Source organism: Clostridium saccharoperbutylacetonicum N1-4(HMT), assembly GCF_000340885.1.
In the GTDB taxonomy this organism is placed as follows: domain Bacteria; phylum Bacillota; class Clostridia; order Clostridiales; family Clostridiaceae; genus Clostridium; species Clostridium saccharoperbutylacetonicum.
Map to the genome: position 1 here is coordinate 2,587,456 of NC_020291.1, position 22,068 is coordinate 2,609,523.

17 protein-coding genes are annotated in these 22,068 nt (G+C 31.0%); 16 read left to right on the top strand and 1 reads right to left on the bottom strand.

Annotation, left to right across the window (positions count from 1 at the left end; all coding sequences use genetic code 11):
- Positions 1-99: 99 nt before the first annotated feature.
- The 11 genes from xylF to CSPA_RS11520 all read left to right on the top strand — a co-directional run bounded on the left by xylF (position 100) and on the right by CSPA_RS11520 (position 17,064).
- Positions 100-1,179: a D-xylose ABC transporter substrate-binding protein gene (xylF, locus tag CSPA_RS11470; protein ID WP_015392434.1), complete on the top strand. Its 1,080-nt coding sequence runs from the start codon at positions 100-102 to the stop codon at positions 1,177-1,179.
- 62 nt (positions 1,180-1,241) lie between these two features.
- Positions 1,242-2,819, top strand: coding sequence for a xylose ABC transporter ATP-binding protein (locus tag CSPA_RS11475; RefSeq protein WP_015392435.1), 1,578 nt, complete (start codon positions 1,242-1,244; stop codon positions 2,817-2,819).
- A gap of 1 nt (position 2,820) precedes the next feature.
- Entirely contained in the window at positions 2,821-4,002 is a 1,182-nt protein-coding gene (locus CSPA_RS11480) for a sugar ABC transporter permease (RefSeq protein ID WP_015392436.1), read from the top strand.
- A 696-nt stretch (positions 4,003-4,698) separates the two neighbouring features.
- A complete protein-coding gene (locus CSPA_RS11485) occupies positions 4,699-6,420 on the top strand; it encodes a methyl-accepting chemotaxis protein (RefSeq protein WP_015392437.1) in 1,722 nt (573 codons plus the stop codon).
- A 125-nt stretch (positions 6,421-6,545) separates the two neighbouring features.
- Positions 6,546-7,865, top strand: a complete 1,320-nt coding sequence (gene xylA, locus CSPA_RS11490; RefSeq protein WP_015392438.1) for a xylose isomerase — start codon at positions 6,546-6,548, stop codon at positions 7,863-7,865.
- A 236-nt stretch (positions 7,866-8,101) separates the two neighbouring features.
- Positions 8,102-9,604 (top strand): xylulokinase, encoded by a 1,503-nt coding sequence (xylB, locus tag CSPA_RS11495; protein WP_015392439.1) that lies wholly within the window; start codon positions 8,102-8,104, stop codon positions 9,602-9,604.
- A gap of 570 nt (positions 9,605-10,174) precedes the next feature.
- Positions 10,175-11,323 (top strand): ROK family transcriptional regulator, encoded by a 1,149-nt coding sequence (locus CSPA_RS11500; RefSeq protein ID WP_015392440.1) that lies wholly within the window; start codon positions 10,175-10,177, stop codon positions 11,321-11,323.
- A 251-nt stretch (positions 11,324-11,574) separates the two neighbouring features.
- A complete protein-coding gene (fsa, locus tag CSPA_RS11505; RefSeq protein WP_015392441.1) occupies positions 11,575-12,228 on the top strand; it encodes a fructose-6-phosphate aldolase in 654 nt (217 codons plus the stop codon).
- 56 nt (positions 12,229-12,284) lie between these two features.
- Positions 12,285-14,276 carry a transketolase gene (gene tkt / locus CSPA_RS11510; protein WP_015392442.1) on the top strand — a complete coding sequence of 664 codons (1,992 nt, stop codon included), beginning with the start codon at positions 12,285-12,287 and terminating at the stop codon, positions 14,274-14,276.
- 473 nt (positions 14,277-14,749) lie between these two features.
- Entirely contained in the window at positions 14,750-15,370 is a 621-nt protein-coding gene (locus CSPA_RS11515; RefSeq protein WP_015392443.1) for a DUF4867 family protein, read from the top strand.
- A 209-nt stretch (positions 15,371-15,579) separates the two neighbouring features.
- Positions 15,580-17,064 carry an L-fucose/L-arabinose isomerase family protein gene (locus CSPA_RS11520; RefSeq protein ID WP_015392444.1) on the top strand — a complete coding sequence of 495 codons (1,485 nt, stop codon included), beginning with the start codon at positions 15,580-15,582 and terminating at the stop codon, positions 17,062-17,064.
- A 136-nt stretch (positions 17,065-17,200) separates the two neighbouring features.
- Here CSPA_RS11520 and CSPA_RS11525 read toward each other — a convergent pair whose 3' ends face one another.
- On the bottom strand, positions 17,201-17,854 hold the full coding sequence (locus CSPA_RS11525) for a flavodoxin family protein (RefSeq protein ID WP_015392445.1): 654 nt from the start codon (positions 17,852-17,854) through the stop codon (positions 17,201-17,203).
- Positions 17,855-17,998: 144 nt separating this feature from the next.
- Here CSPA_RS11525 and CSPA_RS11530 point away from each other — a divergent pair, with 144 nt between their 5' ends.
- The 5 genes from CSPA_RS11530 (at position 17,999) to CSPA_RS11550 (ending at position 22,030) form a co-directional block, all read left to right on the top strand.
- Positions 17,999-18,379 carry a winged helix-turn-helix transcriptional regulator gene (locus tag CSPA_RS11530; RefSeq protein WP_015392446.1) on the top strand — a complete coding sequence of 127 codons (381 nt, stop codon included), beginning with the start codon at positions 17,999-18,001 and terminating at the stop codon, positions 18,377-18,379.
- A 35-nt stretch (positions 18,380-18,414) separates the two neighbouring features.
- Positions 18,415-18,888, top strand: a complete 474-nt coding sequence (locus CSPA_RS11535) for a MarR family transcriptional regulator (RefSeq protein WP_015392447.1) — start codon at positions 18,415-18,417, stop codon at positions 18,886-18,888.
- 146 nt (positions 18,889-19,034) lie between these two features.
- The gene (locus CSPA_RS11540; RefSeq protein ID WP_015392448.1) at positions 19,035-20,270 is read left to right on the top strand and encodes an MFS transporter; all 1,236 of its coding nucleotides are present in this window, start codon (positions 19,035-19,037) and stop codon (positions 20,268-20,270) included.
- Between the two features lie 212 nt (positions 20,271-20,482).
- Positions 20,483-21,184: an alpha/beta hydrolase gene (locus CSPA_RS11545; RefSeq protein ID WP_015392449.1), complete on the top strand. Its 702-nt coding sequence runs from the start codon at positions 20,483-20,485 to the stop codon at positions 21,182-21,184.
- A gap of 30 nt (positions 21,185-21,214) precedes the next feature.
- Positions 21,215-22,030 (top strand): MBL fold metallo-hydrolase, encoded by an 816-nt coding sequence (locus tag CSPA_RS11550; RefSeq protein ID WP_015392450.1) that lies wholly within the window; start codon positions 21,215-21,217, stop codon positions 22,028-22,030.
- Positions 22,031-22,068 lie beyond the last annotated feature (38 nt).

A 22,068-nucleotide genomic window follows, 5' to 3' on the forward strand; every position in this document is an offset into this window, starting at 1 on the left:
AATTATAACTCAGCCAATTAGTCTATTTGAAACGTTTACTTAAAACTATATAATTAGCATTGTAAAAGAACTTAATTATAAAAAAAGGGGAGAAATAACATGAAATCTAAAAAAATGATTAAAGTATTAGGCTTAGCATTAAGTGGGGTATTAATATTTTCAGCCCTAACAGGATGTGGAGCAAAAAAAGATGGTCAAGCTGCAAGCAATGGAAATAAGAAAATAAAAATTGGTGTAAGTATGGATGACTTAAGACTTGAAAGATGGCAGCATGATAAAGAAATTTTTGAAGCAGAAGCAAAAAAATTAGGAGCTGATGTTGTTTTCCAATCTGCTAATGGAGATGATCCAACTCAAATGTCTCAAGCAGAAAATCTTATATCTCAAGGTGTAGACGTTTTAGTAATCATACCACATAATGGTGAATCAATTGCACCAATAGTTGATGAAGCACATCAAAATAAAATAAAAGTTTTAGCTTATGACAGACTAATAACAAACAGTGATTTAGATTATTATGTATCTTTTGATAATGTAAAAGTTGGGGAATTACAAGGAAAAGCAATAGTAGATAAAACTCCAAAAGGAAATTACTTTATGATGGGTGGATCTCCAACTGATAATAATGCAAAGTTATTTAGACAAGGACAAATGAATATAGTAAAACCTTTAGTTGATAAGGGTGATATAAAAATAGTTGGAGACCAATGGGCAAAAGACTGGTCAGCAGAAGAGGCTTTGAAGATTATGGAAAATGCTTTAACTGCAAATAACAATAAAATAGATGCAGTAGTAGCTTCAAATGATAGTACTGCAGGTGGAGCTGTTCAAGCTTTACAAGCACAAGGTTTAGCAGGAAAAGTTTCTATTTCAGGACAAGATGCTGATTTAGCTGGATGCCAAAGAGTTGTTGAGGGAACTCAAACAATGACAGTATATAAACCTATAAAGGATATTGCTGCAAAAGCCGCTGAAATGGCAGTAAAGATGGCTAAAGGTGAAGATATTCAAACAAATGGAACAGTAACTAATAATGGTAAGAAGGATGTACCTTCAGTATTACTTACTCCAATAGCAGTTACAGCTGACAATATGATGGCTACAGTTGTAAAAGATGGCTTCCAAAAGTTTGAAGATGTATATAAGAATGTTCCAGCAGATAAAAGACCAAGTAAATAAATAGTATCTTGAGGTTTGAAGGTTACTTCAAACCTCAGTATTAGAGAGGAGACAGGCATTTCATGAGTGAGTATATTTTAGAAATGAAGGATATAGTCAAAGAATTCTTTGGAGTTAAAGCATTAGATGGAGTTAATCTAAAAGTTAAAAAAGGTGAAATTCATGCACTTTGTGGTGAAAATGGTGCTGGAAAGTCTACCCTTATGAAAGTTTTAAGCGGAGAGCATCCAACAGGATCTTATTCAGGACAAATAATCTTTGAAGGTAATGAATTAAATCAAACAGGAATAAAAGATTCAGAGAGAGTTGGTATAGCAATAATTCACCAAGAATTAGCACTTATTAAGCAATTATCCATAGCAGAAAATATTTTTTTGGGAAATGAAATTGGTGAACATGGCCTAGTAAACTTTAGTGAACAATTAAATAAGACCAATGAATTATTGAATAGAGTTAAATTAAATGTTAGTCCTCTAACAAGAGCAGGGGATCTAGGTATTGGACATCAGCAATTAGTTGAAATTGCAAAAGCTTTATCTAAAAATGCAAAATTATTGATTCTTGATGAACCTTCAGCATCTTTAAGTGAAGGTGAAGTAGAAGTTCTAATGGGAATATTAGATGATTTAAGAAAAGATGGCGTTACATGTATATATATTTCACATAAACTTAATGAAGTTACAAGAATTTGTGATAATGTTACTGTAATTAGAGATGGGTCAACAATAGGACAAGTTCCTATTAAAGAGATAGATCAAGATAAATTAGTTCAAATGATGGTTGGAAGGGAAATGAAAAACTTATTTCCAAGAGAAGACCATGAAATTGGTGAAGAATTTTTTGAGGTAAAAAATTTAAATGTTTTTGATCCTTTCAACAAGAGTATTAAAAGGGTAAAAGATGCAAATTTTACATTAAGGCGTGGAGAAATACTTGGGATTTCAGGTTTGGTTGGTTCAGGTAGAACGGAAATGGTAGCAAGCATCTATGGAAGTTTTCAAGGTGTAAATAATGGTGAAATATATCTTGAAGGTAAAAAAGTTAATATAAAAAATCCAAGTGAAGCCTTGAGTAAAGGTATAGCAATGGTTCCAGAAGATAGAAAAAAAGATGGAATAATTGCAGGTATGAGTGTCGCTAAAAATATGACAATGAGTAACCTTTTAAAATATAAAAAGGGACTTAACGTAATAGATAATGATAAAGAAATGATGGATGTTTTAAAACTTATTGAGGATATAAAAATTAAGACTGCAACCACTGAACTTGCTATAAAAAATTTAAGTGGAGGAAATCAGCAAAAAGTAATACTTGCAAAAAACCTTTTAGCTGAACCACAAATATTAATACTTGATGAACCTACTAGAGGAATTGACGTTGGAGCTAAATATGAAATTTATAAATTGATTTTTAAATTAGCTAAACAAGGAATATCAATAATAATGGTTTCGTCAGAATTACCAGAAGTACTTGGAATTAGTGATAGAGTTTTGGTAATGAATGAAGGTGAAATAAAGGCTAGTCTTGATAATGATGGTTTAACTCAAGAAATGATTATGAAATATTCAGTAGGAAAGAAAAGTGAAAATGTAGATGAAAATCATAACGAAGAAATTGTATCTTCTATAGGAGGGGTATAAAATGCAAATAAGTAAAAATAAAAGTATGAGTGTAGAGTCAGAAAAAGGAAATAAATTTGGATTAAATACTATATTTAAGTCTAAGATGACAACAATATTAATAGCAACAGCAGCAATATGGGTGTTATTTACGTTTTTAACAGATGGAAACTTCTTAACAACTAGAAATTTATCAAACTTATTTAGACAAATGTCTATTACAGGAGTTCTTGCCATAGGAATGGTCTTTGTAATAATTTTGGGTGAAATAGATCTTTCAGCTGGGTCAACTCTTGGGCTGTTAGGTGGTATTGCAGCAATTTTAAATGTTTGGTTAGGTTTTTCAGCTATTCCAACAGTAGTTATAACTTTGATACTTGGTGTAATTATGGGAGCATGGAATGGATATTGGATAGCATTTAGAAATGTACCATCCTTTATAGTTACCTTGGCAAGTATGCTTGTTTTTAGAGGTATATTAATAGGTATTACTGGTGGTAACACTGTAGCACCATTAACTCCAGACTTTAAAGCAATAGGGCAAGCTTATCTTCCAACAGCTTTTGGATATATATTAGTTGTATTAGCAGTAGCAGGTGCAGCATATTTAATATTAAATAATAGAAAAAATAAACTTAAATATAATATCGAAGTTAAACCAATGGGAGTTGATATTGCAACTATTGTGGGAATTGGAGTGGTATCTTTAGGATTAGTATTAATTCTTAATGATTATCAAGGCTTTCCAATACCAGCCTTTATAATGTTAGTTCTAGCATTAATACTAGGGTTTGTAGGAACAAAAACTATCTTTGGTAGAAGAGTATATGGAATTGGTGGTAATAGAGATGCCGCAAGACTATCAGGTATAAATGTTAAAAAACATATCATAGTTGTTTATTCAGTATTAGGCTTACTTTGTGCAGTTGCAGGTATATTACTTACAACAAGATTAAATGCAGGTTCAGTATCAGCAGGACAAAATGCAGAAATGGATGCTATAGCATCATGTGTTATTGGAGGTGCAAGTTTAGCTGGTGGTAGTGGTACAGTTGTAGGAGCATTAGTAGGAGCTCTTGTAATGGCAAGTATAGATAATGGTATGAGTATGATGAATACACCAACCTTCTGGCAATATATTGTTAAAGGTTTCATATTACTAATTGCAGTATGGATGGATATATCATCTAAAAATAAAAAATAATTTAGGTTGAAATTATATTAATCATTAATTTTTATAGATAATAAATCAATTTTATAGATATCCAAAGCAAGAATTAGACTTATGTGGTTACTTACCGAAATCCAATACATTTATCTTCCACAGGACTAGTGAAATTTTCGCTGGAAGGTTCTAAGTGTGGGCTTGCCATCATTTCAGCGTGTTCCAGATGTAAAATCCCCAAGGAGAAAGTTCATGTTTCCAAATATAAAATTTGGACATTCACTTTTGGACAAGCTGAAATGAAACAAGTCCCCATTAATAACCTTCATCAGCTCAATTTCACATGCCTGCTCCAGAAAAATGTATCTGATTTCTAGTGTAGTGTTACAATTATAATTTCTTAATGATGCATGAATATTACATTTATCTTCCGCAGCACTTAAATCAGTTAACAATTAACAGTTATCAGTTGAGGAAGAAAAGCTAATAGTTTTTCTTAAATTATACATTTTCTAAATCTTTAAAGAGATTTAATATGTAACTCATAACTCATAACTGATTCCAAGCCTGCTCCAGAAAAAATGTATCATATTTCTAGTGTAGTTTAGTAATTTTAATTTCTCAAGAGCGTATACGCATTCCATTTATAAGTTTGAGTATTAATTTGGATATCTATAATTTAGAAAATTAGTGGAGTTTATTTGATTATAAGCTAAAAAATAAGGAGATGTACTTATGTGCTGGTTTAGGCATTTAAAGATATCACAAAAATTAATATCAGCTTTTATGGTAATTGCAATTTTAATGGGTGTTGTTGGATACATTGGAATATATAATATGAATAAGATCAATTCTAATGCTGTTACTATGCATGATTATAATTTAGAAAAAATAAAATATTTAACAACAATCAAGCAAAATTTTACAGATATTAGAGCTGGCTTATTAGAGATTGTGTATCAAGACAAATATGAAAAAAAAGATGTTTTAGAAAAGGAGATATATTCATTTATTAATGAAAACTATATCCAAATTGATAAATATGAAAGTTCATTACTTTCAAAGGCAGACGAAGCAACATTTTCAGAATTGAAGGAAAATGTAAGTGTTTATTTAACAGCATGTAATAAAGTAATTAATTATGTTAATGAAAATAACTATAAGGATGCAGAAGCTAGTATAGTTGGTGTTACTGAAGCTAGGAAAAAGATATATACAAATTTGAGTGATTTAATAGAAAAAAATAATCTGGAAGCAGATAGCTTTAATGAAGCAAACAATTCAACTTACACAGTATCATTCTATCTTGCAATTTGTATAGTGATATTGGGCTTTATAAGTGCAGTTTCTTTAGGATCATTAATATCAATATCTCTTTCAAGGCAAGTTAATAAAGTATTAGCATTTGCTGAAGCACTTGAAGGTGGGGATTTAACCAAAGGAATACAAATTAATTCAAGAGATGAAATAGGAAAACTTTCAAAAGGCTTAAATAATGCTAATGAAAGTATAAAAAAATTGATTGTTAAAGTAATTAACAGAGCTAAAGATATAAATTCAGCTACTGAGGAATTATCTGCAACAACAGAAGAAATCTCACTTAAAATGGGAAATGTTAATAAATCAGTTGAACAAATATCTAATGGAACACAAGAATTAAGTACTACCGCTAAAGAAGTAACAGCTTCAACGAAAGAAATAAGTGTTACTACAAATATACTTGCACAAAATGCAAACGAAGCAGAAATATCTATAAAAGAAATACATAAGAGTGCTATTGATATAAAAGAAAAAGCATTAAATAATATTGAAAAAAGCAATGTTATTTATAATGAAAATCGTATAAGCATTATGAAAGCTATAGAAGATTCAAAAATAGTTGAAGAAGTTAAAATGATGACTATTTCTATTGGAGAGATAGCAGAGCAAACTAATTTACTTGCATTGAACGCAGCAATAGAGGCTGCAAGAGCAGGTGATCAAGGTAAAGGGTTTGCAGTGGTGGCAGAAGAAGTTAAAAAATTAGCAGAACAATCCTCAAAAGCAGTTGCTAAAATTCATGATATGGTTTTACAAGTTCAAGCTGCTTTTAAAAGTCTGTCCAAAAGTGGACAAGATGTACTTGAGTTTATGTCAGCAGATGTTAAACCTACTTATGAACTGCTTATGAATATAGGACTTAAATATGAGAAGGATGCTGAATTTATGCATAGCCTAATAGGAAATTTTGCTGAGTCATCAAAACAAATTGATGATGTAGTGATGCAAGTAAGAAGTTCAATAGAAAATTTATTTGGAGTTGCTCAAGAATCAAAAATTAGTACTGAGGAAATATCTAATAATATTAATGAAATCACAATAGCTATAGCAGATGTTGCAAAATCATCTGAAGATCAATTAGAGCTTTCATATGAACTTAATAAAATGGTTCAAAAATTTAAAATAAATTTATTATGAAAAAGTTTACTTAAATATATTGACTTAAGACAAAAATGGAAGTAAAATAAACTTATTAAAATACATTTAAAAAGTTATTTAAAAATATTTTTAATTATAAATTATAAAATGAGGAGGCTATTACAATGAAAGAATATTTTGGAAATGTTTCAAAAATAAATTACGAAGGACCTGGTTCTAAAAACCCTTATTCATTTAAATATTATAATCCAGATGAAGTAATTGGCGGCAAGACAATGAAGGAACATCTAAGATTCTCCTTATCTTATTGGCACACATTAACTGCTAATGGAGCGGATCCATTTGGAGCTGGAACTATGCTTCGTCCATGGGATGATATAACAAATGAAATGGATTTAGCTAAAGCCAGAATGGAAGCAGCCTTCGAGTTGATGGATAAATTGAATATAGAATATTTTTGTTTCCATGATAGAGATATTGCTCCAGAAGGAAAAACTCTACAAGAAACTAATGAAAATTTAGATGAAATAGTCGCATATTGTAAAGAGTTAATGAAGAAATACAATAAAAAACTTTTATGGGGAACAGCAAATTGCTTCACAAACCCAAGATATGTTCATGGTGCAGGAACTAGCTGTAATGCGGATGTATTTGCTTATGCAGCAGCACAAATTAAGAAAGCTCTTGAAGTAACAAAAGAATTAGGCGGAGAAAATTATGTTTTCTGGGGCGGACGTGAAGGTTATGAAACATTATTAAATACTGATATGGGCTTAGAATTAGATAACTTTGCTAGATTACTTCAAATGGCAGTTGATTATGCTAAAGAAATAGGCTTTACAGGTCAATTCTTAATAGAACCAAAACCAAAGGAACCAACAAAACACCAATATGACTTTGACACTGCAACAGTTTTAGGTTTCCTTAAAAAGTATAATCTTGACAAATATTTTAAAGTTAATATAGAAGCAAACCATGCTACTTTAGCACAACATACTTTCCAACATGAACTTAATTTTGCAAGAATTAATAATTTCTTAGGAAGTATAGATGCTAATCAAGGAGATCCGATGCTTGGATGGGATACAGATCAATTCCCTACAAACATATATGATGCAACTTTAGCTATGTATGAAATACTTAAAAATGGTGGACTTGCTCCAGGTGGAGTTAACTTTGATGCAAAAGTTAGAAGAGCATCCTTTGAAAAAGAAGATTTATTTTTAGCTTATATAGCTGGAATGGATACTTTTGCTAAAGGCTTAAAAGTAGCTCACAAGCTATTAGAAAATGGCGAATTAGAGAACTTCATAAAGAATAAATATGCAAGCTTTAGCGAAGGAATTGGTAAGGAAATAGTTGAAGGTAAAGTTGGTCTTAAAGAATTAGAAGCATATGCATTGAAAAACAATGAAATTACTAATAAATCAGGAAGACAAGAATTACTAGAAGCTATAGTTAATCAATATATATTTGAAGATTAATACAATTAAAAGTTGTAAATTTTGATTTAAGAAAATCTGTAAGGATCTCTTGATTAATTGAGAATTAATATTTGAAAATTATTACTTAGAACTTATTTATAAGTTCTAAGTAATCTTACACATCTCAATTCAAGAAATCCTGAACGGATTTCCACATTAATTGGTAATTGACAATTGAATATTGATAATTGGAAGAAATACTAAATAAATTATTTATAAATTAGGAGAGATTTTCTATGAGATATTTACTTGGCTTAGATATTGGTACATCCGGGACTAAAACAGCTTTATTTGATGAAGCAGGAAATACAATAAAGACAGCTACCTTTGGTTATGATTTATTTCAGCCACAAGTAGGCTGGGCAGAGCAAAATCCAGATGACTGGTGGGAAGCTTGTGTTAAAGGAATAAAGGCAGTTATTGAAAAAAGTGGTGTACAAGCCTCTGATATTAAAGGTATTGGCTTAAGTGGCCAAATGCATGGACTTGTCCTTGTAGATAAGGCTCACAAGGTAATAAGAAATTCTATAATTTGGTGTGATCAAAGAACAGAAAAAGAGTGCGATTACATGACAGAAGTTATAGGTAAAGAAAGATTGATTAAAATAACAGGAAATCCTGCCTTAACTGGATTTACCCTTTCAAAATTATTATGGGTTAGAAATAATGAACCTGAAAATTATGAAAAGATATATAAAATTCTTTTACCAAAGGATTATATTAGACTTAAATTAACAAATGTTTTTGCAACAGAAGTTTCTGATGCCAGTGGAATGCAGATGTTAGATATCAATACTAGAAATTGGAGTGATGAACTGCTTAAAGATTTAAATATTGATAAGAATATTTTAGCAGACGTTTATGAATCAGTAGTGGTTAGTGGAAAAGTTACAGAAGAAGTAGCTAAGTTAACTAACTTAGCAGTGGATACTCCAGTAGTTGGTGGTGCAGGTGACCAAGCAGCAGGAGCTATAGGAAATGGAATAGTAAGTGAAGGAATAATATCAACTACTATAGGTACTTCAGGAGTAGTATTTGCAGCAACAGATACACCAAGATTTGATAAGGAAGGAAGAGTTCATACTTTATGTCATGCAGTACCAGGAAAATGGCATGTAATGGGAGTAACTCAAGGAGCAGGCCTATCCTTAAACTGGTTTAAAAGAACTTTCTGTGCTAAAGAAGTAGAAGAAAGTGAAAAAGCTGGAGTTGATATATATGATTTATTAACAGAAAAGGCGGCAAAATCAAAACCAGGTTCAAATGGAATTGTTTATTTACCATATTTAATGGGAGAGAGAACACCCCATATTGATCCAAATGTTAAAGGTGCATTTTTAGGAGTTTCCTTAATAAACAATCATGATGATTTTGTTCGTAGTATCTTAGAAGGAGTTAGTTTTAGTTTAAAGAATTGTCTTGATCTTATTGAGGATATGAAGGTAAATATTGAAGAAATAAGAGTAAGTGGTGGTGGTGCAGAAAGCAGTGTATGGAGACAAATATTAGCTGATATTTTTGGTTATGCATTAACTACAGTAAAAGCTTCAGAAGGTGGAGCTCTTGGAGTAGCAATACTTGCAGGAGTTGGTGCTGGAATATATGATTCAGTAGAAGATGCCTGCAGTAAGATAGTAAAAGGAAACTTGAAGGTAGAACCAAATGCAGATTTAAAAGAAGTATACACTAAGGTTTATGAAGTATATAATTCAGCTTATCCAAGAATTAAAGATATTTAAAAAGCATTAAGGCACATTTGATTCAATATCTAATTTATAGATATCCAAATTATAAATGTAATATATATGTATTATTGAGAAATTATTATCGTAACACTACACTAGAAATCAGATACATTTTTCTGGAAGCAGGCATGTGAAATTGAGCTGCTGAAGGTTATTAATGAGGGCTTGTTTCATTTTAGCTTGTACAGATTTTACATCTGTAACACGCTGAAATGACGACAAGCCGCCATTTAGAACCTTCTAGCGAAAATTTCACTAGTCCTGTGGAAGACAAAATGTATAAGATTTCGGTAATTGTTGCATAAGTCTAATTTTCGCTTTGGATATCTTTAGATGTTGATATTAAAATATAAATACTTTTATCATTACAATAATAATGATATTATTTAAGAAAGCTACTGTCATTGAGGCGCATTCGAAAAAATAATAAGTTCATTTATTGGCTTTTATTTAAGCTCAATCAGAAAATGGCCTAATGGATTAACTAGAATATCCAGGGTGACGTTTGAGTTGTTACTTATTTTCATGTGCCTTATATGATAGATGAGAGGAGTATTGTAAAATTTGATAGAAGTAAATCACAGTAAAATAAAAGAAACGAATAGAAAAAAAATTATAACATTATTGTTAGAAAAAAATGAAATTACTAAATTAGATATTTCAAGAATTTTAGATATAAGTATAACCACGGTATCTACTAATATTACTGAATTGAAAAATGAAGGTATAGTAGAAGATGTAAGGCATTTAGAATCTACTGGTGGTAGAAAAGCTATTGCTGTAAAGTTAAGTGAGAATTGTAAATTTTCAATTGGAATTGCATTAACACCTAATAATATTAAAATAGCTTTGGTAAATTTAAAAAAAGAAATTATTGAAAAATTAAAGATAAGACATAAAAATAATGGGATAGAAAATTTAATTGGAATAATCAATGAAAATATAGCTTTACTTATGGAAAAGCATAATTTAGATTCTGAAAAAATATTAGGAATAGGTATTTCATTACCTGGAACTGTAGATTTTGAAAATGGAATAATAAAATATTCATATTTGCTTGGGATTAAAGATTTTAATTTGAAGGAGAAATTTGAACATTTAAATGTACCTATTTATGTGGACAATGAAGCTAATTTATCAGCATATTATGAATTTTTAAATAGGAAGAATATTTTAAAAAACTTATTATATGTATCTATAACTGATGGATTAGGTCTTGGAATAATTATAGATGGCAAAATATATAGAGGTGATAATGATTCATCAGGAGAATTTGGTCATATAAAAGTAGCTCTAAATGGCAAAAAATGCAAATGCGGAGCTAGAGGATGTTTAGAAGCATACACATCTATGAATTCTTTAGTAGATGGTTATAATGAAGTTTCGTTAGAGGCAATATCAGACGTAGAAGAGTTTGAAGAATTGTATCTTAAAGGTGAAGAAGCAACAAAAAAAGTTTTAGATAAATACTTGAAAATATTAGGAATGGGAATATCCAATTTAATTATGTTATTAGATCCTAATACTGTAATAATAGGTGGGGATATAAATAATTTGTTAAATGATAAAATAGATATTTTGAAAAAGAATATATATAAGGATAATTTATTTACAGATGAAAATAATTGCACTATAAGTGTAGCAAGTTACAAAGAAGCTTATTTATTAGGTGCAGCAATGATGCCTATAGAAGAATTTTTAGAAATTAAATAATGAGTAGTTTTTACTACTCTTTTAAATTAAAAACTTATTAAACTAATTTTAAAAACCTGTTTTTAAAATTACATTTTGAAAGTAATGTACTAAATGTATTTACTTAAATATTACCAATAGTCAAAAATAAAAAACAATAGTAACAGTTGATAATACAAGTAACAACTATTAAAGAGACCCCGTATGGGATTTCCAACATAACTGTAACCTGTAAATTGAAAACTGTAAACTAAAAGGAAAGGTTGAGTAAAATGAAGTTTTTTTTAGACACAGCAAATGTAGACCACATTAAAGAAGCAAATGAAATGGGAGTAATCTGTGGAGTAACAACAAATCCATCACTAGTAGCAAAAGAAGGCAGAGACTTCAATGAAGTAATTAAAGAAATAACAGAAATAGTTGATGGACCAATAAGTGGAGAAGTAATAAGTGAAGATGCAGCAGGAATGATAAAAGAAGGAAGAGAAATTGCAGCAATTCATAAAAATATGATAGTAAAAATTCCAATGACAGCTGAAGGCTTAAAAGCAACAAAGGTATTATCTAGTGAAGGAATAAAGACAAATGTAACTTTAATATTCTCAGCAACACAAGCACTACTTGCAGCAAATGCAGGAGCAACTTATGTAAGTCCATTTTTAGGAAGAGTAGATGATATATCAATGATAGGAATGGATTTAGTAAGAGATATAGCAGAAATATTTGCAGTACATGGAATAGAAACAGAAATAATAGCAGCAAGTGTAAGAAATCCAATTCATGTAATTGAAGCAGCTAAGGCTGGAGCTAATATAGCAACAATACCATTTAATTTAGTAATGCAAATGCTAAAACATCCATTAACAGATCAAGGATTAGAAAAATTTAAAGCAGACTGGGCAGCAGCGTTTCCAGTTAACAGTTAACAATTTACAGTTTACAGCATAATTGAAATATATTTATTATAAAAGTGAGGTAAAAAATGAGTAGAGAATTAGATAAGTTATCTATTAATTCAATAAGAGTATTATCAGCAGATGCTATAGAAAAATCAAAATCTGGACATCCGGGATTACCACTTGGTTCAGCAACAATGGCATTTACATTATGGACAAAAATGAATCATAATGGAAAAAATCCTGAATGGGATAATAGAGATAGGTTTGTATTATCAGCAGGACATGGTTCAATGCTTGAATATTCATTACTACATTTATTTGGATATGGATTAACCGTTGAAGATTTAAAGAACTTCAGACAAGTAGGAAGTTTAACACCAGGACATCCTGAATATGGTCATACTAAAGGTGTTGAAATAACAACAGGGCCACTTGGACAAGGTATTTGTAATGCAGTAGGTATGGCAATAGCAGAAGCGCATTTAGCAGAAAAGTTTAATAAGCCAGAGTATAGCATAGTTGATCACCATACATATGCTATAGTTGGTGATGGATGTCTTATGGAAGGAATTTCAGGAGAAGCATCATCTCTTGCTGGAACTTTAGAGCTTGGAAAATTAATCATATTATATGATTCAAACAATATTTCAATAGAAGGAAATACAGATATAGCATTTAGAGAAGACACCGCAAAGAGATATGAGGCTTATGGCTGGCAAGTATTAAAGGTTACAGATGGAAATGATATAGATGCAATCGAAAAAGCAATAGCAGAAGCTAAAGCAGAAACTAAAAAGCCATCAATGATAATAGTTAAAAATCAAATTGGATTTGGTTGCCCAGCAAAACAAGGAAAAGCTTCAGCTCATGGAGAACCTTTAGGAGCAGACAATGTAAAAGCTATGAAGGAAAACTTAGGCTGGAAGGCTGAACCTGCATTTTATGTTCCGGATGAAGTTTACACAAATATGAACGAACATATAGCAAAAGGTGAAAAGACTGAGACAGCTTGGAATGAATTATTTAAAGCTTATTCAGCAGCTTATCCAGAATTAGCAGCAGAATATACTAAGTGGATGAGTGGAGAAATTTATAAAGATGCATTATTAAACAATGAAGAACTTTGGAGCTTTGATAAAGAAATGGCTACAAGGGAATCTTCAGGAATAATGATAAACAGACTAGCTAAGCTTATTCCAAACTTTATTGGAGGATCAGCAGATTTAGCACCATCTAACAAGACTCATATGAATGATAGAGGAGATTTCTCAGCAGAAGATAGAAGTGGCTCTAACCTTCACTTTGGAGTTAGAGAACATGCTATGGCAGCTATAGCTAACGGTATGTATGCTCATGGAGGACTTAAGGTATTCTGTGCAACCTTCTTTGTATTCAGTGATTACATGAAGGGAGCAATGAGATTATCAGCTCTTATGAAGCTTCCAGTAACTTATGTATTAACTCATGATAGTATTGGAGTAGGGGAAGATGGTCCAACTCATGAACCAATAGAACATTTAGCAGCACTTAGAAGTATACCAAATATGACAGTGTTTAGACCAGCAGACTCAAAAGAAACAGCAGCAGCTTGGTATTATGCTGTAACAAATGGAACTACACCAACTTCATTAGTATTAACAAGACAAAAGTTACCACTATATGATGGATGTCCTAAGAGAGCATTAAAGGGTGGATATATCCTTAAAGATTCAAAGAAAGAAACTCCAGATGTACTACTAATGGCATCAGGTTCAGAAGTAGAATTAATCTTTAAAGCAGCAGATGAGTTATCAGCAAAAGGAATTGATGCAAGAGTAATAAGTATGCCAAGTTTTGAGCTATTCGATGCTCAAGATGAAGCTTATAAAGAATCAGTAATGCCAAAGAGCGTAAGAGCTAGACTGGCTGTTGAAGCTTTAACATCCTTTGGATGGCACAAATATGTAGGTCTTGATGGTGACGTTGTATCTTTAGATACTTTTGGAGCATCAGGAAATGCAGATGCATTATTTAAAATGTTTGGATTTACTGTAGAAAATGTTGTTAATAAAGCGATGGGGATAATTAACAAATAAAAAGCCCACAACTAATCTATAAATATATTAAAGTGAATTACTAATTTGTTTTATAGATATCCAAAGCGAGAATTAGACTTCTGAAACAATTACCGAAATCAGATACATTTATCTTCCACAGGACTAGTGAAATTTTCGCTGGAAGGTTCTAAGTGGAAGGTTGCACCCATTTCTGCATGTTCCTAAAGTAAATTTATGACAAGCAGAAAATGAAACAACCTTCCACTAATAACCATCATCAGCTCAATTTCACATGCCTGCTTCCAGAAAAATGTATATGATTTCTAGTGTAGTGTTACGATTATAATTTTTCAATAATGCATTTATAAGTTTGATTATTAAATTGGATATCTATATGTTAAAAAAGATATGTATATAGTGTGTGTTAAATAAATTAGAAAAATTAAATAAAATTAGAAAGTAGCTTGAAATATATTTATAGGTTATTAATAAATATGGAGAGGACGATAAATTTGACTATTAAAAGTGTTATGGACAAGGAGTTCAAAAAATATGGGCAAGTATTAAAAAATTATGATTGCTCAGAAATAATTGAAAAGATGAATGATACACCATTACCTAAAGATGTAATATATGAACCATCAATAAAAGAACTTGAAGCATTGGAAATAGCTAAAGAACTTCAAGCTAGAGAATATGGTGAATTACCTATTCAAATAGGATATTGTAATGGAAATAATTATTTGCTAAATGCTGTTGAATACCATAGATCATCTGAAATAAACATTGCAGCAACTGATCTTATTCTTCTATTAGGATCACAGCAGGATATTGAAGACGATTACTCATTTGATACGTCTAAAATTGAAGCTTTTAAAGTTCCAAAGGGAACTGCAATAGAAGTTTATGCAACTACGCTTCATTATGCACCATGCAATGTTTCAGAAGATGGCTTTAGATGTGTTGTTGTTTTACCAAAAGACACAAATTCAGCGTTAGAAAATAAGCCAGAAGCAAAAGGTGAAGATGCATTACTCTTTGCTAAAAATAAATGGTTAATTGGTCATAAAGATACAGACTTAGGTGAACAAGGAGCATTCATAGGATTAGTTGGAGAAAACCTACACATATAAAAAAAGCGCTTCAGCGCAACCAAGATCTTAATATTAAAGTTACAACGCATGTAAATAGTTTTAGAAAATTGATGAATAAGTTCTTACTTCATCAGACACCATTCAATTTTAAAAAAGGTGAGAAGCTCAATTAGGAACTTTTTCAACACAATCAAAAGATTATAAATAAGCTTTAAATTTAAATTTATTATAAATTGGAGGAATATAAAATGAATAATACACCAAACGTAAAATTAGGAATTGTAGCAGTTAGTAGAGATTGTTTCCCAATGGAACTATCAGTTAATAGAAGAAAGGCAGTTGTAGAAGCATACAAAAAAACTTATGGAGATATTTACGAATGTCCTACAGCAATTGAAAATGAAAAACATATGCTAAAAGCATTGCAAGAAGTTAAAGAAGCAGGAGTTAATGCTCTTGTAGTATACCTTGGAAACTTTGGACCAGAAACTCCAGAAACTTTACTTGCTAAAGAATTTGATGGACCAGTTATGTTTGCAGCAGCTGCAGAAGAAACAGGTGATAATTTAATTGGAGGACGTGGAGATGCTTATTGTGGAATGCTTAATGCAAGCTATAATTTAGCACTTCGTAATATTAAAGCATACATTCCAGAATATCCAGTTGGAACTGCAAGTGATGTTGCAGATATGATTAAAGAATTTGAACCAGTAGCTAAAGCATTACTTGGATTAAAGAACTTAAAAATTATTTCTTTTGGACCAAGACCACAAGACTTCTTAGCTTGTAATGCACCTATAAAACAATTATATAATTTAGGTGTTGAAATAGAAGAAAATTCAGAACTTGATTTATATGCAGCATTTAATGCTCACAAAGATGATGCAAGAATTCCAGAAGTTATAGCTAGTATGGAAAAAGAATTAGGTGAAGGGAATAAAATGCCTGGAATCCTTCCAAAGCTTGCTCAATATGAAATCACATTATTAGATTGGATGGAAGAACATAAAGGTTCAAGAGAATATATTGTATTTGCAAATAAATGTTGGCCTTCATTCCAAACTCAATTTGGATTTGTACCATGTTATGTAAATAGCCGTTTATCTGCAATGGGTATACCAGTTGCATGTGAAGTAGATATTTATGGTGCTTTAAGTGAATACATTGGAACTTGTATAAGTGATGATGTTGTAACTTTACTTGATATTAACAATACTGTACCAGCTGATATGCATGATACTGAAATCAAAGGTAAATTTAACTATACATTAAAAGATACTTTCATGGCTTTCCACTGTGGAAATACTGCAGCTTGTAAATTATCTTGCGGTACAATGAAAAATCAAATGATCATGGCTAGAGCATTAGAACCAAATCAAGAACCAAATATTACAAGAGGGACACTTGAAGGAGATATCGTACCTGGAGACATCACATTCTTTAGATTACAAAGCAATGCAGATGCAGAACTTACTGCTTATGTTGCAGAAGGAGAAGTATTACCAGTTGCAACACGTTCATTTGGAGCTATAGGAGTATTCGCAATTCCTGAAATGGGAAGATTCTACCGTCACGTATTAATTGAAGGAAGATATCCTCACCATGGAGCAGTTGCATTCGGACATTTTGGTAAAGCAATGTATAATTTATTTAGATATTTAGGAGTTAAAGAAGTTGGCTTTAACCAACCTAAAGGAATGCTTTATAAAACAGAAAATCCTTTCAATAGATAATTAAATTAATGACATAAATCTTTTAAAGAGAGTAAAGTATAAAGGAACGTACAAAAAATTATAGTACGTTCCTTTTTTATTAATATGCTCTCATTTTATTTTTATGAAGAATAGCATTTCATAGTATACTGAATTATTACTGTATTAAGCTTGTACCTATTTTATATGCTTTTTCACAATCTAAAGGAAATTGCTTTGCCCTATGAGCTGCTTTTTCCTCTTCAGAAAAGGCATCAGCTTTATATTTCGAGTAATCATCAAATTGATAAGTATTGTTAGAATACATTACTTTTGGCTTTGTAAATATACGTTCTATAGGTGCAGCTAATGTATTTAATATTAAGTTATAATTAAGTTGTTCCATAAATTCTTGTGGAACATTCATTGTATAAATAAAGGCTGTAGGCATTTTTTTAGGAGCAATTGAGGAATGGTTCTTATCATATACCAAATATGGGAAAAGCAATCGTTCTAAAAAAGCTTGTAATTGACCTGTTATATTGCTGAAATATATTGGAGAGCCAAAAATTAGTCCATCAGCTTGAGAAACTTTTTCTAACACTTCTTGAAGATCATCTTTTATAGCACATTTTCCGTAATTTTTACTTTCGAGTCTTTTACAAGCAAAGCAGCTTTTACATCCAGTGTAGTTTAAATCATACAAATTTATTATTTCAGTTTCTATTTCACTATCCTTTACAGAGTCTTTTACTCCATCTAAAGCTTTTTGAAGTAGAGTGGCTGTATTTTTATTTTTTCTTGGGCTTCCATTAATTGCATAAACTTTCATTTTAACACTCCTTGTGCGGTTTATATTTTTGCATTTATTATTTTATGTTATAATTATAAAACATAAAGTTATGAATATAGAAGTATGCAGTTTTTTCTGTGTTAGTATAAAAAGTATACTATAGAATTTACAAGAGGTGTAATTATGAATGATGATGTGAATTTTGGTCAAGGATTTCCAAACACTAACGTTTATGATAATCAGTGTCCAACTATGTATCTATTTAATATTTTAGGTCAAAAGTGGAAATTGCCTATCATTTGGTATTTAGCAGAAAAAGATACTGCTAGATATAATGAATTAAAACGAAGAATTAAAGGACTTACTAATATTATGCTTACTAAATCCTTACGGGAATTAGAAGAACTTAATGTTATTCAAAGAACACAATATAACACTATACCTCCTAAAGTTGAGTATTCCTTAACTGAAAGTGGAAAATCGCTATTACCTGCTTTAAGTGAATTAAATGTATGGGTAGAAGAACATATGAAAATTAATAATATAAAGCGGAAAGAGCAATAGGTTAATATAGTAACATATTGGTGGGAGGAGATACAATGAAAAAGGAAGAACAAGTTTTAATTGGTTTTAGGGAATTATATAACAAGATGGCTTGGCTTAATAAATCTAAGATGGAAGATAGTCTAAAGGGCTATAAGTCTTCAGAAGTGCATTACATAGAATGTATTGGAAGAAATGTAGAGCCAAATGTCACAAAACTTGCTGAATCCCTTTATATGACAAGGGGAGCCATAAGCAAAATGACTAAGAAGCTTATAGAGAAAGGTATTATAGAAAGTTATCAAAAGCCAGATAATAAAAAAGAAATTTATTTTAAACTTACTGAGCAAGGACAAAAAATTTATAAAATTCATGATAAACTGCATAAAGAGTTTCAAGAAAGGGATAAAGTTGTATTTGAAAAGGTAACGGAGGAACAATTTGATAGTATGCTTACGTTTATTAATAAGTATAGTGAGCATTTGGATAAAGAAATAAAGAAACTGGACTTAGATATAAAATCAGAATAAATGCGAACATCGAATTACGAGCAGCTAAATTCTATGGAGAATAGGCTGCATTTTTATTGTTTATTATTTTGTTGACTAGGAAACAAAAAGGTGATATGATAAATATGTTTCCTGGGAAACAAAATAAATTTAGTTAGGAGAATTAAATGGATAAATTTAAATCACACAAAGAAAATAAAATAGAAGAAACTGTAGATAAACATGCTTTGATTTTTGGCCTTATATCTGTATTTTTATGTGGAATAGGCTTTAGCATAATAACTCCTGTTATTCCATTTTTAGTACAGCCATATGTAAGTAATGAAGGAGAGCAAGCAATAGTTGTTACGCTACTGATGTCTGTTTATGCAATCTGCGTGTTCTTTGCAGCTCCTGCACTTGGAGCTTTAAGCGATAAATATGGCCGTCGCCCAGTATTAATAGTATGCCTTTTGGGTTCTGCAATTGGGTACTTAGTTTTTGGGATAGGGGGAGCTCTATGGATACTATTTGCAGGCCGAATAATTGAAGGCGTAACAGGTGGTGACATAAGCACTATCTTTGCATATTTTGGAGATATAATTCCTCCTGAAAAGAGGACTAAATACTTTGGATGGATGAGTGCAGTTGTAGGAGTAGGAACTGTAATTGGTCCTACTCTAGGAGGAGTACTTTCAAAGTTTGGTTATTCGGTACCAATGTATTTTGGAGCAATAATAACTTTATTGAATGTTGCATATGGATTCTTTTTTATGCCTGAGAGCCTTGATAAGAATAATAGATTGAAGGAGATTACATTTGTAAGACTAAACCCATTTACACAGCTAGCAAATATTCTTTCTATGAAAAACTTAAAAAGGCTGCTTGTCTCAGCTTTCTTGCTTTGGATACCTAATGGCTCATTTCAGGCGGTTTTTTCTCAATTTACAATGGATACTTTCAATTGGAAACCTACATTAATTGGACTAATGCTTTCAATTATTGGATTCCAAGACATCATTTCACAGGGTTTTATAATGCCAAAGCTTTTAATAAAACTTAATGATAAACAGATAGCAATTCTTGGAATGCTCTCAGAGATTATAGGTTATAGTCTTATTGCATTATCAACTTTAAGTTCGTTTTATCCTCTTTTTATTGTTGGAATGTTTATATTTGGTTTTGGTGATTCAATCTTTGGACCTTCTTTTAATGGTATGCTTTCTAAGTCAGTAACTTCTAGAGAACAAGGAAGAGTTCAAGGAGGAAGCCAGTCTATTCAGGCTTTAGCAAGAGTAATTGGCCCGGTAATAGGAGGTCAGATTTATGTATCACTTGGACACGCAGCCCCAGCATTTATGGGGATGATTTTAATTGCAGGGGCTATAAGCGTTTTGTATAAGGGTACAAATGCAAATATGTAATTAGAATGATGATATTTTATATTGTTGATATGATGGTTTGAAATATTATTTATGTCTTGGTTATTTATAGTGGACAAGTTTATTACATAATCATTTGTGAACTAGGTAAATTAAGAATTATAGCATTATAATTTCATAGAAAAGATATTTTAATATTGAATAGAGAGTTGTAAAGATATAGCATGCTTCCAACTCATAAAGGAGTAATTATAATGATATTAGAGAATTTAAAAATAGGAAATATCCCTGCTATTTTATGGGGGCCAAAATCAGATGAATTATTTATAGTGGTACATGGCAATATGTCAAATAAGGCATCAGATTTAATTGCGATATTTGCAGAACAGGCAATAGCAAGAGGATATCAAATATTAAGTTTTGATTTGCCTGAACATGGTGAACGCAAGAGAGTAAATGATGATTGCAAAATTCAAGAGTGTGTTAGAGATCTTAAGATCATTATGGATTATGCAAAATCATTATCAAATAATATAAGTGTACTTGCTTGTAGTTTAGGGGCATATTGCACTCTGTTAACCTATAAACGTGAATCTTTAAGGCAGTGTTTATTTCTTTCTCCTGTTGTAGATATGGAACAAATGATAAATAATATGATGGAAGAGTGCAAAATAAGTGAGAACAAGCTAAAGGAAGAAAAAGAAATAAAAACATCAATTGGACATACACTTTATTGGGATTATTATTGTTATGTAAAAGAACATCCTATAGATGAATGGAATAATACAACTTCAATTCTATATGGTTCAGAGGATGAAATATGTGAATTTAATGTAGTGGCTGGTTTTGCAAAATGCTTTAACTGTGATTTGGAAATAATGGAGAATGGGAAGCATTCTTTTCACACAAAGGAACAAATGGAATTTTTTAAGCAATGGTTGAATAAATATTTGTAATGGATAAGCGAAATAGGAGTGAACTATAAAATGTCTAGACAGGAAAAACCAATTATTACAATGGAAACAATAAAAGCAATTGAAGATATGTCTTATTTTACTCATGCACTGATATTTGATGATTTACTTATAGTTGCACAAAAAGAAACTAATTGTTTTGTTTTGAAAACAACAAAGGGATTAATTATAATAGATGCTATTTGGCCATGTGAAGAGGCATTTAATGCAATTATTTCTGCAATTAAAGAGGTTGGGTGGAAGCCAGAAGAAATAAAAAAATTAGTATTAACTCATGGACATGTTGACCATACTGGATGTGGAAAATGGATTGTAAATGCTTTTCATGCTAAAACATATCTATCAAAAAGAGATGATATATTTTGGGAAAAGGAACCAGCAAAAAAGAATAGGCCTGAGACCTGGAAGGATTATAATATAGATGTTTATGTTAAAGATGGCGACATAATTACTCTTGGTGATAAAACAATTTATGTTTATGAGACTCCAGGACATACACCAGGAGGTCTTAGCTTTATATTTAATGTAACAGAAAACAATAATATATATCAAGCTGCCTTATGGGGAGGTTCTAATCCACCAAGAAGTTTACCAGACATTATCACTTATATGAAGTCACTGGATTACTTTATGGAGCAGGCAGAAAACAAAAATGTTGAGATAGCACTTAGTAATCATACAGGGGTAGATAATGGAATGGAACGTATTGCATATTCACAAAAAAGAATGAGTTATATGCCTAATATTTACTTAATTGGGCAAAGTGGATTCCGTAAATATTGTCAGGTGTTTCGGAATCTATGTTATGAAAAATTGGAAAGTATATAAGTCTTATTGATTAACAGGAAGACAAATTACTTTAGATT

Coding starts and splice junctions, on each gene's coding strand:
- xylF (WP_015392434.1), top strand. CDS start 100: ATGAAATCTAAAAAAATGATTAAAGTATTAGGCTTAGCATTAAGTGGG.
- CSPA_RS11475 (WP_015392435.1), top strand. CDS start 1,242: ATGAGTGAGTATATTTTAGAAATGAAGGATATAGTCAAAGAATTCTTT.
- CSPA_RS11480 (WP_015392436.1), top strand. CDS start 2,821: ATGCAAATAAGTAAAAATAAAAGTATGAGTGTAGAGTCAGAAAAAGGA.
- CSPA_RS11485 (WP_015392437.1), top strand. CDS start 4,699: ATGTGCTGGTTTAGGCATTTAAAGATATCACAAAAATTAATATCAGCT.
- xylA (WP_015392438.1), top strand. CDS start 6,546: ATGAAAGAATATTTTGGAAATGTTTCAAAAATAAATTACGAAGGACCT.
- xylB (WP_015392439.1), top strand. CDS start 8,102: ATGAGATATTTACTTGGCTTAGATATTGGTACATCCGGGACTAAAACA.
- fsa (WP_015392441.1), top strand. CDS start 11,575: ATGAAGTTTTTTTTAGACACAGCAAATGTAGACCACATTAAAGAAGCA.
- tkt (WP_015392442.1), top strand. CDS start 12,285: ATGAGTAGAGAATTAGATAAGTTATCTATTAATTCAATAAGAGTATTA.
- CSPA_RS11520 (WP_015392444.1), top strand. CDS start 15,580: ATGAATAATACACCAAACGTAAAATTAGGAATTGTAGCAGTTAGTAGA.
- CSPA_RS11525 (WP_015392445.1), bottom strand. CDS start 17,854: ATGAAAGTTTATGCAATTAATGGAAGCCCAAGAAAAAATAAAAATACA.
- CSPA_RS11530 (WP_015392446.1), top strand. CDS start 17,999: ATGAATGATGATGTGAATTTTGGTCAAGGATTTCCAAACACTAACGTT.
- CSPA_RS11535 (WP_015392447.1), top strand. CDS start 18,415: ATGAAAAAGGAAGAACAAGTTTTAATTGGTTTTAGGGAATTATATAAC.
- CSPA_RS11540 (WP_015392448.1), top strand. CDS start 19,035: ATGGATAAATTTAAATCACACAAAGAAAATAAAATAGAAGAAACTGTA.
- CSPA_RS11545 (WP_015392449.1), top strand. CDS start 20,483: ATGATATTAGAGAATTTAAAAATAGGAAATATCCCTGCTATTTTATGG.
- CSPA_RS11550 (WP_015392450.1), top strand. CDS start 21,215: ATGTCTAGACAGGAAAAACCAATTATTACAATGGAAACAATAAAAGCA.